Source organism: Jejuibacter sp. L23 (assembly GCF_050815825.1).
Lineage (GTDB): Bacteria > Pseudomonadota > Gammaproteobacteria > Enterobacterales > Enterobacteriaceae > Jejubacter > Jejubacter calystegiae.
On sequence record NZ_CP138199.1, the window covers coordinates 946,501 to 961,991 of the forward strand.

Annotated in this window: 10 protein-coding genes; 7 read left to right on the forward strand and 3 right to left on the reverse strand. The window is 54.4% G+C overall.

Annotated features, from left to right (window positions below; genetic code table 11):
- Positions 1-42: 42 nt before the first annotated feature.
- Complete coding sequence (locus SCU88_RS04335) at positions 43-6,381, forward strand: Ig-like domain-containing protein (protein WP_175340278.1); 6,339 nt, start codon at positions 43-45, stop codon at positions 6,379-6,381.
- Between the two features lie 73 nt (positions 6,382-6,454).
- On the opposite strand, the gene SCU88_RS04340 is transcribed toward SCU88_RS04335, so the two are convergent.
- From SCU88_RS04340 to dtnK, 3 genes are read right to left on the reverse strand one after another with little or no spacing between them, the layout of a single operon-like run.
- Positions 6,455-7,219, reverse strand: coding sequence for a DeoR family transcriptional regulator (locus SCU88_RS04340; protein ID WP_175340277.1), 765 nt, complete (start codon positions 7,217-7,219; stop codon positions 6,455-6,457).
- A 2-nt stretch (positions 7,220-7,221) separates the two neighbouring features.
- Positions 7,222-8,208, reverse strand: a complete 987-nt coding sequence (locus SCU88_RS04345) for a D-threonate 4-phosphate dehydrogenase (protein WP_175340276.1) — start codon at positions 8,206-8,208, stop codon at positions 7,222-7,224.
- Complete coding sequence (dtnK, locus tag SCU88_RS04350) at positions 8,209-9,444, reverse strand: D-threonate kinase (protein ID WP_175340275.1); 1,236 nt, start codon at positions 9,442-9,444, stop codon at positions 8,209-8,211. It abuts the gene before it with no gap.
- A gap of 168 nt (positions 9,445-9,612) precedes the next feature.
- Here dtnK and SCU88_RS04355 point away from each other — a divergent pair, with 168 nt between their 5' ends.
- The 6 genes from SCU88_RS04355 (at position 9,613) to SCU88_RS04380 (ending at position 15,472) form a co-directional block, all read left to right on the forward strand.
- A complete protein-coding gene (locus SCU88_RS04355; protein ID WP_175340274.1) occupies positions 9,613-10,782 on the forward strand; it encodes an iron-containing alcohol dehydrogenase in 1,170 nt (389 codons plus the stop codon).
- Positions 10,775-11,662 (forward strand): dihydrodipicolinate synthase family protein, encoded by an 888-nt coding sequence (locus tag SCU88_RS04360; protein ID WP_138095792.1) that lies wholly within the window; start codon positions 10,775-10,777, stop codon positions 11,660-11,662. The genes SCU88_RS04355 and SCU88_RS04360 overlap by 8 nt, the downstream gene beginning before the upstream one ends.
- Before the next feature lie 78 nt (positions 11,663-11,740).
- Entirely contained in the window at positions 11,741-13,153 is a 1,413-nt protein-coding gene (locus SCU88_RS04365) for a sodium:solute symporter family protein (protein WP_175340273.1), read from the forward strand.
- Between the two features lies 1 nt (position 13,154).
- The gene (locus SCU88_RS04370) at positions 13,155-14,324 is read left to right on the forward strand and encodes an exo-alpha-sialidase (RefSeq protein WP_175340272.1); all 1,170 of its coding nucleotides are present in this window, start codon (positions 13,155-13,157) and stop codon (positions 14,322-14,324) included.
- Positions 14,324-14,794 (forward strand): YhcH/YjgK/YiaL family protein, encoded by a 471-nt coding sequence (locus SCU88_RS04375; protein WP_175340431.1) that lies wholly within the window; start codon positions 14,324-14,326, stop codon positions 14,792-14,794. Before SCU88_RS04370 ends, SCU88_RS04375 begins: the two co-directional genes overlap by 1 nt.
- Positions 14,795-15,472: an SDR family NAD(P)-dependent oxidoreductase gene (locus SCU88_RS04380; protein WP_138095795.1), complete on the forward strand. Its 678-nt coding sequence runs from the start codon at positions 14,795-14,797 to the stop codon at positions 15,470-15,472.
- Positions 15,473-15,491 lie beyond the last annotated feature (19 nt).

Consider the following 15,491-nt stretch of genomic DNA (forward strand, 5'->3'; position numbering starts at 1 on the left):
TTGTTTTTATTTATTTTTTATTAGGTTATTCGGAATAATCAAATGACTCATGATACCCTGGTGATACGTCAGCGTATATTCGGCTGGATAACGCTGTTGCACTATCTCTTCTCTCTGATTTTGTTCTCTATACCCGTTACCAGTCGCGCTAATACCCCTCAGCATAAGCTGATGGGCGATAATGCCCATCGGTACGTGCTTTATCATAAGGCAAACGACAAAAGCTGGCAGCAGATACAGCGTGAACTGGCACCCCAGATTAACGACCTGCCCGGCTGGCAGAAAAATCTGGCGCAGACCTACGGCCTGGTGCTGGGTGAGTGGTTATTGTTACCCGATGATAACGCCGCGACCCGCCGTTATCCGGCGGTGAAGTTGCTATTTATTGGCGAGACCGAAGAGCCGGGTGATGTTGCCTTTAAACATCATCTTTCAGTTGAACAACTGCGTAATCTGAACCGTGATGTGAAGTCACCAGCCAGACTGGCGGAGCTTCGCGGTCAGTGGGTGATTGTGCCCGCTGATCGCCAGATTGCCGGCACGACATTACCGCTAGCTGCCGACGATAATGCGCTACGCGACAAAATGGCGGCGTTATGGGGCAGTGCCCAGCACAGCGGTGCCGGAAATGCATTGCGTGACGCGGCAAGCAGCAGCGTGGATGCCGCGCTAACCCAGGAAGTGGAAAACTGGCTTAACCGTACCGGTGGAAAGGCGCGGGTGACCGCCAGTGCAGGCCTGGGGAAAAATGCCTCCCGTGACTTTGGCCTGGATTACCTCTGGCCTGTTGCCGTCTGGCAGAACGATATTTTGTTTACCCAGATGAGCGCCCACCGATGGAATGAGCGCAATATCCTGAATGCCGGGATTGGCTGGCGCCACACCTTTAACCCGCATTTAATGGTGGGGAGTAACCTGTTTTTTGACCAGGATATTACCCGCCATCATAGCCGGATGGGCCTTGGTGGAGAGGTCTGGAGCGATCGCATTCGCGGCTCAGTTAACTACTACCTGCCGGTCAGCGACTGGCGTCATTCGAAAGACAATACCTTTAATGACTCCCCGGTTCGTTATGAACTTTATGAGCGCGCCGCTCGTGGCTGGGATCTGAACCTTGAAATGGCGGTATCGCAGCATCTTTCTGCGAAGGCCGGCTGGTTCCAGTGGTATGGCGATAAAGTTGATGTCACGGGAAGCCGCAGCGAAGCGAGCCGCAATCCTTATGGTATGACGCTGGGCATGAACTGGCAGCCGGTTCCGCTGGTGGGCATTAATGCGGAACATCGCATGATTAGCGGCCAGCGCGATGATTCCAGGGTTGGACTGAATTTTAAGTGGGAATTCGGACGTACTCTTTCCCAGATGCTTGATGCCTCCAGCGCCTCGGCAATGCCGTCGCTGATGCAGTCGCGCACCGAATTTGTCGCACGTAACAACAATATTGTGCTGGCCTATAAGCAGAAAGAGAAAGATCTGCGTCTCTATTTTGATCCGACGGAAAAAAGCGTTAAGGCAGGCGTGCCCTTTAGCCATCAGGTAAAAGGGGGACGGGGCGGTCATGTGGTCTATAGCAGTTCCGACGTCGCTTATGCCAGCGTGGACGCCAGCGGCCAGGTATCACCGCTGCGCCGTGGTGAAGTGACTATTACTGCTACGGAATATGCAGGTATTCAGTCCGGTACGGTACAGGGTAGTGCCCGCTACCGTCTGACGATCCAGCCTGGCGATTTCGCGCCTTCGGTCAGCGATGTGGCGATTAACGGCAGTGCGCAGCTCAATAGTGAACTGATCGGTACCTATACCTATATCAATAACGAAGGTGAAGACGAGGAAAAGGCGAAGACGCAACTGCGCTGGTACCACAAAGAGAGCGGTGAGGTCGTACAGGAAGGCGCAATGACCTATCGGGTTCGCCCGACCGATATGAACAAGACGCTGGTATTCGAGGTCACCCCGGTGAATAAGCACGGCGTAGCCGGTAAACCGGGAATGGCAGAGGCTGCCGGGCCCCAGGCGGTACTCTCCGATATCTATATTGACCACCTGCTGGCCCAGGGAGAAATACGCCCTGATGGCAGTATCAAATTTCACAACGGGGTTAAAGGGGGCATGTTACTGGCCGCCAAAGTGGTGGACGATAAGGGCCAACCGCTGGCGGACCAGCAGGTTTACTGGCAAAGCCGTAACACTTTGGGTGCGCTGGAAAACAATAGCGTGCGTAGCGACGCCAACGGCGTAGCGCTGGTAAAAATCTCCGGTATTGTGGCAGATGGTCAGGATGAAGTTATCGCTTCCCTGATGCCCGCACGTACCAGCCGTGATGCACAGGCGTCCGCAGAGCGTCAGCGGCTTAATCTACGGGTGCTGTTTGCTCGCCCCGAGGCACTGACCATAAAAACTCAGCCTGCAGGCGATATCGAGGTAGCCAGTCGTCATAAATTTACCGTAAAGGCCAGCGATCAGGATGGTGCGCCGCTCACCGGAAGCAAACTGGTGTGGCAGAGCAACGGTATTGTGGTTGAAAATTCCACAACGGATGAGAATGGGGAATCCACGGTAGAGATGGAGGCGCCAAAAAGTACCGCAGCAGAATGGAAAGTATCAGCCGAACTACAGGGGAGCCGTGCCGATGCACAGCCGCTGCACCTGGTGGCAGGTAAGGTGAATTCCGTGCAACTGGAGGTACCTGCCAGCGCAGTTGCGGGAAGCGGTAATGCAGCGGTCAGCGCTGTTCTGAAAGATCAATACGACAATCCGGTTGCCAGCCGTAATAAGGCGATCGTCTGGAAAATTAGCAACGGACACTTTGTTGAGGGCAGTGACAGCGGTAACAGCGATGCGCAAGGGCGGGTTAGCGCTCAGGTCGCGATTCCTGACAGTGCGCCACAGACCATTACGGTGGGAGTAGGGGAGCAGTCGAAGCCGTTGCAGATTGTTGTGGGTGACGTGCATAGCGTGACGCTGGAAACCGACAGTAAGAACGTTGATGCCGACGGTGAAACGCCGGTAACACTCACGGCCATTGCCCTGGATAAGAGCGGTAACCCCGTTGCGAATCAGGCCATTGAATGGGACGTTAGCGATTCGGCACTGGTGACGGAGCAGCATGATGCAACCACCAATGCCAGTGGTAAGGCGCAACTGACGCTGAAAGCGAAGACCGGGCTGGTCACCGCGAAGACGTTGAAGGTGACGGCAACGGTAAATGGTCATGGCGACGAGCAGAGCATCAACCTGGCGCCGCTGCCGGTTAGCCAGGTGGCACTGAAAGCGGATAAAGAGAGCGTGGCGGCGGATGCCAGCGAAGCGGTGACCTTTACCGTCACGGCGCAGGATAAAAACGGACTGGCGACGCCGGGCCAGACGGTAAGCTGGATGGTCAGCGAGCCGGAGCTGGTCACTGAAACGGCGCGGGTTGAGACGACCGGCGCAGACGGTAAGGCGAAACTGACGCTGAAAGCGAAGACCGGGCTGGTCACCGCGAAGACGTTGAAGGTGACGGCAACGGTAAACGGTCATGGCGATGAGCAGAGCATCGACCTGGCGCCGCTGCCGACAAGCCAGGTGGCACTGAAAGCGGATAAAGAGAGCGTGGCGGCGGATGCCAGTGAAGCGGTGACCTTTACCGTCACGGCGCAGGATAAAAACGGACTGGCGACGCCGGGCCAGACGGTAAGATGGATGGTCAGCGAGCCGGAGCTGGTCACTGAAACGGCGCGGGTTGAGACGACCGGCGCAGACGGTAAGGCGAAACTGACGCTGAAAGCGAAGACCGGGCTGGTCACCGCGAAGACGTTGAAGGTGACGGCAACGGTAAACGGTCATGGCGATGAGCAGAGCATCAACCTGGTGCCGCTGCCGGTTAGCCAGCTAAAGCTGGAAGCAGATAAGCATAGCGTGGTGGCAGATGCCAGTGAAGTCGTCACTTTGACCGCGACGGCACAGGATACGAATGGGCTGGCTGTTCCGGGCCTGGCCGTAAACTGGATCATCGGCGAACCGGATCGGGTGATCGAAGTGGCGCGGGTTGAGACCACGGATAACAGCGGTAAGGCGCAACTTAAACTGAAGGCCAAAACCGGACTGGTTTCCGTGCATGAGCTGAAAGTCTCGGTGTCTGCAGGGGAACTCCATCAGGAAGAAACCATTATCGGTCAACCGCTGCCGGTGGACTCGGTTCAGGTCACGACGGAAAACGGAACTACCATCGCCGATGGTGAAAAACAGGTTGTCTTTACTGTAATGGCTAAGGACAAAAACGGGATTGGGCTGTCCGGAGTTGATCTTGACTGGAAGGTTGAGACTCCTGAACTGGTTAGCGAGCTGTATAAGGCTCCCCAAACCAATGCGCAGGGGGCAGGGCAGATCACGCTGGAGGTGAAGAAAACCGGCGGTACTCTGAAGGTTAGCGCTTTGGCGGGCGGAAAGTCGGGAAGCGGTCAGTTGCTGCTTAGTGGGATTCCGGTGATCGAATCGGTGACCATTCCAGAGAAAACTAGCGTTGGCAGTCAGTTGAAGCCAGAAATTAAGTCGCATGATAACGGTAGTGGCCCGTTGACCTACACCTATCAGTGGATGCATCAGGACGGCTGGATCACGGGGGCGACGGGTGAAACCTATACCCTGCAGTCCAGTGATATTGGTAAACAGGTGTTCGTTCAGGTTGGTGTTAAAAATATCAATGGAACCAATGGCCAGTTCGTGTCCAGTAATAAAACGGCTCCGGTCACCGGCGATGTGAATAGTGCGCGTCTGGAGCCCATTATCCTGGATAAGGCTGACCCGGTTATCGGTGAGAGCGTGACGTTAACCACTAAGGTGAAGGATAGCTACGGGAATCCGCTGTCAGGCCTGGCGGTGAACTTCTCAAGTAACTATCCGGCCTGGATGACAATCACCCCCGAAAATGGCGGAAAGACGGATGCTCAGGGTATCGCTAAAGCCAGCGCAAAGATTACCGCAGGTAAGGAATATAACGCGATGGGCAACTATACCCTGACGGCGACACTGGCGAATGGTCAGCACGCTGAAAAGGGGGTGACCTATAAGGCTGATGCAGCCAGTGCGAGTCTGGATCCCATCACTGTGGATAACACCAATCCGAACATTGGTGAGAGCGTGACGTTAACGACGAAGGTGAAGGATAGCTACGGGAATCCGCTGTCAGGCGTGGTGGTGAGCTTCTCAAGTAACTATCCGGCCTGGATGACGATTACGCCCGAAAACGGCGGAAAGTCGGATGCTCAGGGTATCGCGAAAGCCAGCGCAAAGATTACCGCAGGTAAGGAATATAACGCGATGGGCAACTATACCCTGACGGCGACACTGGCGGATGGTCAGCACGCTGAAAAGGGGGTGACCTATAAGGCTGATGCAGCCAGTGCGCGTCTGGATCCCGTCACCGTGGATAACACCAATCCGAACATTGGTGAGAGCGTGACGTTAACGACGAAGGTGAAGGATCGCTACGGGAATCCGCTGTCAGGCGTGGCGGTGAGCTTCTCAAGTAACTATCCGGCCTGGATGACAATTACCCCTGAAAACGGTGGAAAGTCGGATGCTCAGGGGATCGCGAAAGCCAGTGCGAAGATTACTGCAGGTAAGGAATATAACGCGATGGGCGACTATGCCCTGACGGCGAAACTGGCGAATGGTCAGCGCGCTGAAAAGGGAGTGAGCTATCAGGCTGACAAGGCTAACGCAAAGGTGGCACTGGTGCCGGATAATACAACGCCAGTCGCCGGTAAAACGGTGAAGTTGACGGCAACGGTGACAGATCCCTATGGCAACTTGCTGGAAGGCGTGAAAGTGACCTTCCCCAACGGCTATTCATCCTGGGTGGATATCACGCCAGCAGGCAATGGTAATTCAAATTCGAAAGGAGTCACCACGGCGACGGTTAGCATTCGTGCTGACAAAGGAAGTGATGCATTAGGGGACTATAGCTTCATGGCTCAGTTGGATAATGGCGCGAAGGGCAATACCAAAGTGACATATAAAAAGGTGACTCTGCCTTTTACGCTAAATATTCATGGCGCTGATTGTACCGTCTGGTCATACAGTAAAGGGACGATACGCTGGGATCTTCCTGCGAATGCGCCTGCGGACTTGAAGGTTGATGTTTATCAGTGGAGAAATAATAAGCTCAAGCTTGATAGAACGGTCAATGCTTCTGACCAGGTCATCTATGATCTTTATACAGATAAAGCCGCGATAATATCCTATGCTTTTGTATTCAGAGATAAATATGGAAATAAAACGAAAAATGGAGATGAAGGCGGAGATCTCTGGTCCGCAGCCTATGTGACTTACGATAGCTATGGTAACCGGTGTACAAACGAGATCTATAACTCAGAGTCGGCTGGTTATACGTGGCCGTAGCATAGCCACGCTTTTTTCACCTCTATCAGGCCGGGGACGTGCTCCCCGGCGCTTCCCGCTGCTGTCCTGACGTTTAATGATCGGAAATGATTAACTGACCGGGCATCTGCGCCAGTTGTTCACGAATGCTCTCTTCCAGTTGCTCATCCGTCACGATATCGGTCAGAGAATTCAGATGGGCGACATTAAACAGCGACCAGGCGCCATATTTTGAGCTGTCTGCCAGTAGCACCCGGCGTCTGGCATTGGCTATCAGATCGCGTTTTAACCCCGCCTTTTCTTCCGTGGGCGCCGTAATCCCTTTTTCGATGTCCCAGCCGTTACAGCTTAAAAATGCAATATCCGGCCAGATATTCTGTAGCAGCTTACGACCATGCTCGCCAATACAGGACTGGCTGCTCTCATCGATACGCCCGCCAATAATCGTCACTTCTATCTGCTTAAATTCCGAGAGAAACAGCGCGATGCGCAGATCGCTGGTAATGACCCGCAGCGTCAGATGTGTCAACTGGCGGGCCAGTTCCATCATGGTGGTGCCGGCATCCAGTACGATGGTATCTCCGGCCTTAACCTGACACGCCGCCGCCCTGGCGATGGCGCGTTTTTCCACGATATTACGCTGCATTTTTTCATGCGTGGTCGGCTGAGAAGGGATAAACCGGTTAAGCGTTACGCCGCCATGGGTACGGCTGATAACGCCTTCTTGATCGAGCTTAATCAGGTCCCGGCGAATGGTTGCCGGGGAAGCCTGAGTGACCGCCACTAATTGCTCTACTGTGACCAGATTTTGCCCTTTCAGGTAATCCATGATTTGTTCTAACCGGTTATATCCTTTCATTTTTAATCCTGCGTAATTTGCATCGCTAACTGGATAGACACGGCCATGCTTTCAGACCTGGCCTTGCCTGTCCAGGCAATATCAAATGCCGTACCGTGATCCGCTGAGGTGCGGATAAAGGGTAATCCGGCAGTGATATTCACTCCGTCATAAAATCCCAGTAATTTTAGCGGAATATGGCCCTGATCGTGATACATCGCGACCACCATATCGTACATCCCTTCATGGCACTGCATGAACACCGTATCGGGTGGGCACGGACCGGCGACATTCAGCCCTTTAGCCCGCATGGCTTCTACGGCAGGCCCGACAATCTTGAGCTCTTCATCACCGAACAGGCCGTTTTCCCCGGCATGGGGATTGACCCCTGCGACCGCAATACGCGGGTCCTGATAACCGACGCGCCGCAGGAAGCTGTCGGCTATCTGAATCACGGTTTTTACCCGCTCTTCGCTTAACGTATCAAGGAATTTGCGCAAAGCGATGTGGGTGGTGACGTGGATGACTTTCAGTTTATCGGTGTACAGAACCATGGCGTAGTCTTTGCTGTCGGTCAGATGGGCCAGCAGCTCGGTATGTCCGGGATAGTGATGCCCGGCCAGGTGTAACGCCTCTTTATTGAGCGGCGCGGTGGCGATCGCGCAGACTTTCCCTGCCAGGGCCAGCGCAGTGGCGCGTTTAATACAGCGATACGCCAGATCGCCAGCTGGTGCCTGTACCACGCCGGGCTTTAACGACCCGGGGTCGGCCAGCGCTTCGTCTATCACGTGGATGACGCCTGGGGAGAATTGGGCCTGGGCGACATCATCGATAATCCGTAACTCTGCCTGTGGCGTGATGTTCAGCGCCAGTAGCCGCCGTAGCGTTTGCGCGCATCCGACCACCACCACCGGCGAGCCAGAAAGCTCGCCTTCCGCCAGCGATTTGATAATGATTTCCGGGCCGATGCCGGCAGGGTCACCCATAGTAACAGCAATGATATTATTCACTCATCTCTCCTCAATAAAATTCAGTACCTGAAGTAAGGTGGCCTCGTCGCCAAATCCTCCCGCTTTCGTCATCACCGGGCGCTGCCAGAGACCGCCAGCAAAGCGACCGTACGGCACGCACTGTGCGACGCAGCCGGTGATCCTGAATCCCCTTGCCCCCAGTGCTCCGGCAACTGCAGAGGCGACATCTCCCCCTGACAGATACAGCGCGTCGGGTGTGACAGCCTCAAGGACCTGGCGCGTCAGGGTTCCCAAAAAATGGCAAACTTTTTCGCCAAGCTGGGGGCGAGTCAGCTGCCAGCGTGCGCAAAGCTCGGGGATCCGATGGCGCGCTTCATGATCCGGACAGGTATGGACAATACAGTGCCGACCGGATGACAGAATGTTTATAATCTGCTGCAGGTAATGCGTCGGCGAACCGCAAAGGACATTTTCAATATCAATGACCAGGCTCTCCGCTCTGGCGTTTCGGCAGACGGTGGCGATTTGTCGTTGCGCGACTTCGCTCATTGAACCCACCATCGCCAGTAAACAACGTGGCGAAGTATTTACGTGCTGCCGCGCCAGCGCCTGGCAAATTCCCGCAGAGCCCACCAGTAACGGGCGCTCCTTTTGCGCCAGAGCCAGGGTGGCGATGGTATCCAGGCAGCCATCGGTCTGCGCATCCACCACCCAAATTTCCGGGCCATCCGACGCATACTGGTTCAGCCTGTGGCTAAACTGGCTCAGCGACATCGACTGGCAGGGAATCGTCGTTTGCGCCTGCAATAGCAGGCCGATATCGGCGCTGATGACCGGAGTTTTCGGGTCGCTGGCAAATTCGGTTTCCGTGACGGGAACGCCGTTTATCAGGCATTGCCCCTGTACTGTTGTGCGTCCTGCATCAGGAAAGGCCGGGGCGACAATCGCCAGCTGTTTGCCGGTCGATCGCATCATTGCTTCCAGCTCTGCGCCTGGATTGCCACGCAGCGTGGAATCTATCTTCTTCAGCAGTAGCTGATGTGGATTGCTGTAGCAATCATGAACCAGCGCCTCAATGCGTGAAGCGGCATGCCGTGCGGAAAGCGCCCGGCTATCGCTGTTCACCACCAACACATCGGCATTGCCGTGATAGGGCAGCTCAAAAGCGACATCGACCCGCAAACCGGTGCACGCCAGGCTGACGCCCGCATCATTACCACCGGTAAAGTCATCGGCAACCACCACGATTTGAGGCGTTGTGAGTTTTGTGTCCATCCCAGCTCCGGATCATCATATTTCAGATTTGATTATATTCAATCACATTTGATTAAATGTGAGCAAGTTCAATTTATTCGGTCAAGAGATAAACTATAAAGTTACGCCATGATGCGATTGTGATGAACTTGTTATGAGCGAGTTCAATCAAACAGACAGGAGAATATTGTGGCAACGATTAACAGCACCGTGATAGTCGGCCCGGCATCCGTTTTTGCGCTCGAACCGCTGGTGGCCGGCAGGCGCCAGATTTTGCTGGTGACTGACGCAAACATGATAAAGCTGCCGCTGGTTGCGCAGATCAGGGAATTACTGGCAGCCGACGGTCGTGATATCACGGTGGTCGATACTGTGCCTGCGGAGCCGAGCCATCATGATGTTAACGGCATCATCAACGGCCTGGGCGATGCCGACGTCGATATGGTGGTTGGCATCGGCGGGGGAAGCGTACTGGATGTGGCAAAACTGTTTTCCGTGCTCTGCCATCCGACCGCCCCCAGGCTGGAAGCCATGCTGGCCGGTGAAAAACCTCAGCAGCGCGTGGCGTCATTACTGATTCCGACCACGGCAGGTACCGGCTCGGAAGCTACGCCTAACGCCATTCTGGCGATCCCTGAACAAAATACCAAGGTGGGCATTATTTCTCCGGTGCTGCTGCCGGACTATGTGGCCCTGTTGCCCGAACTTACCGCCAGCATGCCCTCACATATCGCTTCGTCTACCGGGATTGATGCGCTGTGTCACCTGATTGAGTGTTTTACAGCCACTGTCGCGAATCCGGTGAGTGATAATGCGGCGCTTATCGGGCTGAAGAAGCTGCTGACTCATATCGAAACTTCGGTGAATGAGCCGGAAAACCGGCTGGCCAGACTCGAGATGCTCTGGGCGTCCTGGTACGGCGGGGTCGCCATCAATCATGCCGGTACCCATCTGGTGCATGCTCTGTCTTATCCGCTGGGCGGTAAATATCATCTGCCCCATGGCGTCGCCAATGCCATTCTGCTGGCCCCCTGCATGAAAGTGATACGTCCCTGGGCTGTCGATAAGTTTGCTCAGGTCTGGGATCTGCTGCCTGATGCTGACCACACTCTCTCTGCTGCAGATAAATCCATCGCGCTGGTGGACTATTTTTCCGGGCTGGTCAAACGCCTCGACCTGCCGGATAACCTTGCGACGCTGGGCGTCCCCGTCACGGATATTCCGGAACTCGCCGAAGCCGCACTCAATGTGAAGCGTTTGATGAACAATGCCCCTTGCCAGGTGAATCACCGCGATGTCCAGGCCATCTATCAAACGCTTTTCCCCACCCGCGAATACACAGGGAGTGAAAATGAGTAACAAAATCGACGGTGTGCTGACCGCTATTGTGACCCCGTTTGACAGCGAAGGTGCGCTGAATCTGAAAGCGCTAAAGGAGCAGATCACCCGACAGCGGCAGGCAGGAAACAGTATCTTTTGCGGTGGTACTAACGGTGAATTTTTTGTGCTTAATGAAAAGGAGAAAGTGACCGTGACTCAAACCTGCGTCGATGAAGTCGCAGGGCAGGCTCATGTGGTGGCTCACATTGGTGAGATATCCACGCGCGAGACCATCCGTCTGGGAAAGCAAATTGAAAAACTGGGCGTGGATGCGGTATCCGTGATTACGCCTTATTTCGTGCCACTGCAACAACAGGAGTTAATCGCCCATTATACGTCCATTGCCGATGCGCTGACCGTGCCCTTGTTTCTTTATAACATCCCGGCGCGCACTGGAAATACGATTGAGCCGGAGACGGCGAGAATACTGGCGGCACACCCGAATATCATCGGTATTAAAGATAGCGCCGGAAGCTATCAAAGCCTGAGCGGTTTTCTTAATGCGGTAAAGGATATCGACGATTTTGATGTGTTAAATGGCCCGGATTCGCTTATTCATCAGGGATTTGTAGAGGGCTGCTCCGCCTGTATTTCCGGGCTGGCAAACGTGGCGCCGAAGGCGATAAATTCCATCTGGTCGCGCTATAAAGCGGGGGATATTGATGGCTCCCGTCAGGCGCAGGAGAGCGTGACGCAGCTACGTAGTGAGCTTTACCAGGTGGCGTTCTCTCCTGCGGCAGTCAAAAAAGCATTACAGCTTATGGGTTATGCCGTTGGCGAAAGTCGTTACGCCGTTGAATTTAGCCCGCAACAGGAAAGCGTTATTCGCCAGCTCATTGCGAATATTGCCCACGAATAAGGTTGTTAAATCATCACAAGCATTCTGCGTGCCCCTTCCGGCGCGTAGGATCGGTACGCCTTGATAAGAGAGGTAAAGATGAACACATTTACCGCTGAAGATACCCTGATTATTGTCGGAATCGTTATTGCCTATATTATTTTTACCACATGGCTGACTTTCCGTATCCGAAGTAAAAACTCGGGTGATTTTATGGAAGGGTCTCGCGCCATGCCGGCCTTTATTGTCGGTATCCTTTTAATGTCTGAATATATCGGCGCCAAATCCACCATCGGTACGGCTCAGGCCGCTTTCGAAAGTGGTATTGCTGCTTCCTGGTCGGTGCTTGGCGCTGCCATTGGCTTCCCGTTATTCGGGTTGATACTGGTTAAGCGGGTTTACAGCACCGGTAAAATTACGATTTCCGGGGCGATTGCAGAGAAATATGGCAACAGCACCAAAAATATTATCTCGGTCATTATGATTTATGCCCTGTTGCTGGTTAACGTCGGCAACTACGTGAGCGGGGCCGCGGCGATATCAACGGTATTACAGGTGAATTTACCGGTCGCTGCTTTTATCACCGCCATTGTCAGTACCTTCTATTTTGCCTTTGGTGGGATGAAAGGGGTGGCATGGGTGACGATGCTGCATAGCGCCCTGAAATATATTGGTCTTTTGGTTATCCTGGGATTTGCCTTGTCGAAAACCGGTGGTTTTAGTCCGATGATCGAAAAAATGCCGGAGTTCTACTGGACCTGGGATGGCAATATCGGCATCAGTACTATTATTGCCTGGCTTATCGGGACGATTGGTTCTATTTTCTGCACCCAGTTTGTTATTCAGGCTATCTCATCCACCCGGGATGTAAAATCGGCAAAGCGTTCAACCTGGGTCGCTTTTTTCTTCTGTCTGCCGATAGCCTTTGCTATCGCCATTATTGGCGTGGCGGCGAAATACCTACACCCGGAAATTAATAGCCTGTACGCCATGCCGGTTTTCCTGCAGGATATGAACCCGTGGCTGGCCGGTCTGGTCACGACATCGCTGGTGGCCTCTATCTTTGTCAGTGTCAGTACGGTGGCGTTGGCGATTGCGTCATTGGTGGTGAAAGACTTCTATGTGCCGATGCGCAACCCCACGCCGGAACAGGAATTTAAAGCCACCCGCTGGATATCGCTGTTCATCGGTTTCCTGCCGTTAATCTTTGTGCTGCTGGTGCCGGAGGTGCTTAAACTTTCCTTCTTTACCCGCGCTATCCGCCTGTCGATTACCGTGGTCGCCATTATCGCTTTCTATGCGCCGTTCTTTAAGAGCGCTCGCGGCGCCAACTGTGCGCTGCTCGGCGCCTGTGTGGTGACCTCTGTCTGGTATCTGCTGGGCGATCCCTTTGGTATTAATAATATGTATATCGCGCTGCTCACCCCGGCATTAATTATGGGTATCGATCGTCTGATCCCTAATAAAGCGGAACATAAAGCCCCGGGTCACGTTAAAAATATTGGAGTTTAAAATGACTGTAACCGTAAATCGCGATGGCGTTCTTCATTCACCGGGACAGGATAACGCGGTGATGACTGCGATGTTACCCTCGGAATGTCCACAGAATCATGCGGCCAACATTCTGCCGTTGCCGGATGGCTCTCTGATGTGCGTCTGGTTTGGCGGCACCCAGGAAGGCATTGCCGACATCTCGGTCTGGGGTTCACGGCTGGCGGCTGGCAGCGATTGCTGGAGTGATGCCGTAAAACTTTCCTGTGACCCGGAACGTTCGGAGCAGAATCCGGTATTGTTTCTCGCGCCTGATAATGTCCTGTGGCTGATGTGGACTGCGCAGATCTCCGGTAATCAGGATACCGCGATTGTGCGCTATCGTCAGTCGCAGGATATGGGCAAAACCTGGGGGGATATTGCGACACTGCTCGATAAACCAGGCACTTTTATTCGCCAGCCGGTGACTGTGTTGAACAATGGTAACTGGTTACTGCCCGTTTTCTATTGTCGTACTCAGCCGGGTGAAAAATGGGTCGGCAATGATGATATTAGCGCAGTCAAAATTTCTGCTGACAACGGAAAAAGCTGGCGGGATGTGGAAGTTCCTGAAAGCCTGGGCTGTGTTCATATGAATATTACGCCGCTGGCGGACGGTACTCTGGTTGCACTGTTCCGCAGCCGCTGGGCCGATAATATTTACCTGAGCCGTTCTGATGATAGCGGTGAAAGCTGGTCTGTGCCTGAGCCGACCTCATTGCCCAATAATAACTCTTCCATTCAGGTCACTACGCTACAGGATGGCAAGCTGGCACTGGTTTTCAATCATATGAGTGCAGCAGGGGCGCCGGAGCGCCGTGCATCGCTGTATGACGAAATTGATGATGGCGATGACAGCCGTAAGGAGCCGACGGTAACCGATGGGCGCACGGCATTCTGGGGAGCCCCCCGGGCGCCGATGACCGTCGCGCTTTCCCCCGATGGCGGTAAAACCTGGCCCTGGCAGCGCAATCTTGATGAGGGTGATGGTTACTGCATGACCAATAACTCTCAGGATAAGCTCAACCGTGAATTTTCCTATCCCAGCATTAAACAGGGGGAGGACGGCCAGCTGCATATCGCCTATACGTATTTCAGGCAGGCGATTAAGTATGTGCGCATCTCTCCCGAATGGATTCAGGGGGCGGAGTGATGATTATTGGTCAGCTAAAAGCGCTTCCCGTCGCAGGCTTATCGGCGTATTTACGGGAGATTCTTGGCGACCCTCGCTGTCACTTCGAGGCGTTGCGGGCGCGGGAAGATGGCCGCTGGCAGCCCGAAGGCGTTGACTGGTATTGCACCATTGGTCCGGCAACCACACAACCGGTCTTTTTGCGTCATACCGAATATCATCGCCAGTGGGCCGACATTCAGGTCATGCTGGAAGGTGCCGAAATCATTCATGTCGGTACGTTACCGGTCCCGGACCTGGCCGATGAAGAGCGCAAACCGGATCTGTTTATTACCGCTAATGCACGGCATAACGTGAGCATCACCTTAGATCCGGGAGATTTTGCGGTTTTCTTCCCCGGCGAGCCTCACCAGGCGCTCTGTGCCGTTGGCGAGCCGCAAACGGTCCGCAAAGCCGTATTTAAAGTACCGTTAAGCAAACTGGGGGGATAAATGCGTCATGCGATTGTGACCGGCGCCAGCTCCGGGATTGGCGAGGCGGTTGTCAACCGCCTGCTGGCCGACGGTTGGCGGGTTACCGGCCTGAGCCGTACCCCGGTTGTTCGGGATGAGACGTTATTTGACAGCATCAGTGTTGACCTCAGCGATAGTGTGCGACTCCAGGCGCTATTACCCGAACTTCCGGTGCCAGATGCGCTTATCCACGCGGCCGGAATGATGGCGGCCGCGCCGCTGGGAGAACTGGATCCGGTGGTAAGCCAGCGTCTGTGGCAGTTGCATGTCGGGGGGGCGGAAATGCTGGTCAACTTTTTTGCCCCCCGTATGTCGGCTGGCGGGCGCATCGTAATTGTCGGTAGTCGAACCTCAAGAGGGGCGGCTGGTCGCTCACAATATGTTGCGACCAAAGCTGCGCTGGTGGGGATGGTCAGAAGCTGGGCAGCGGAACTGGCTCAGAAGGGGATTACGGTGAATGTGGTTGCGCCTGGCGCCACGCAAACGCCAATGCTGCACGCCCCTGGTCGAGAAAGCGCATCGGTACGGGTGCCGCCCATCGGCAGACTGATTAAGCCGCAGGAGGTGGCATCCTTAACGGCCTGGCTACTGGGAGAGGACGCGGCGCCGGTCACTGGCCAGGAGATGGTGATATGTGGCGGTGCATCGCTATCCTGATGGCATAAAAAATGCCGGT

Coding starts and splice junctions, on each gene's coding strand:
- SCU88_RS04335 (WP_175340278.1), top strand. CDS start 43: ATGACTCATGATACCCTGGTGATACGTCAGCGTATATTCGGCTGGATA.
- SCU88_RS04340 (WP_175340277.1), bottom strand. CDS start 7,219: ATGAAAGGATATAACCGGTTAGAACAAATCATGGATTACCTGAAAGGG.
- dtnK (WP_175340275.1), bottom strand. CDS start 9,444: ATGGACACAAAACTCACAACGCCTCAAATCGTGGTGGTTGCCGATGAC.
- SCU88_RS04360 (WP_138095792.1), top strand. CDS start 10,775: ATGAGTAACAAAATCGACGGTGTGCTGACCGCTATTGTGACCCCGTTT.
- SCU88_RS04365 (WP_175340273.1), top strand. CDS start 11,741: ATGAACACATTTACCGCTGAAGATACCCTGATTATTGTCGGAATCGTT.
- SCU88_RS04370 (WP_175340272.1), top strand. CDS start 13,155: ATGACTGTAACCGTAAATCGCGATGGCGTTCTTCATTCACCGGGACAG.
- SCU88_RS04375 (WP_175340431.1), top strand. CDS start 14,324: ATGATTATTGGTCAGCTAAAAGCGCTTCCCGTCGCAGGCTTATCGGCG.
- SCU88_RS04380 (WP_138095795.1), top strand. CDS start 14,795: ATGCGTCATGCGATTGTGACCGGCGCCAGCTCCGGGATTGGCGAGGCG.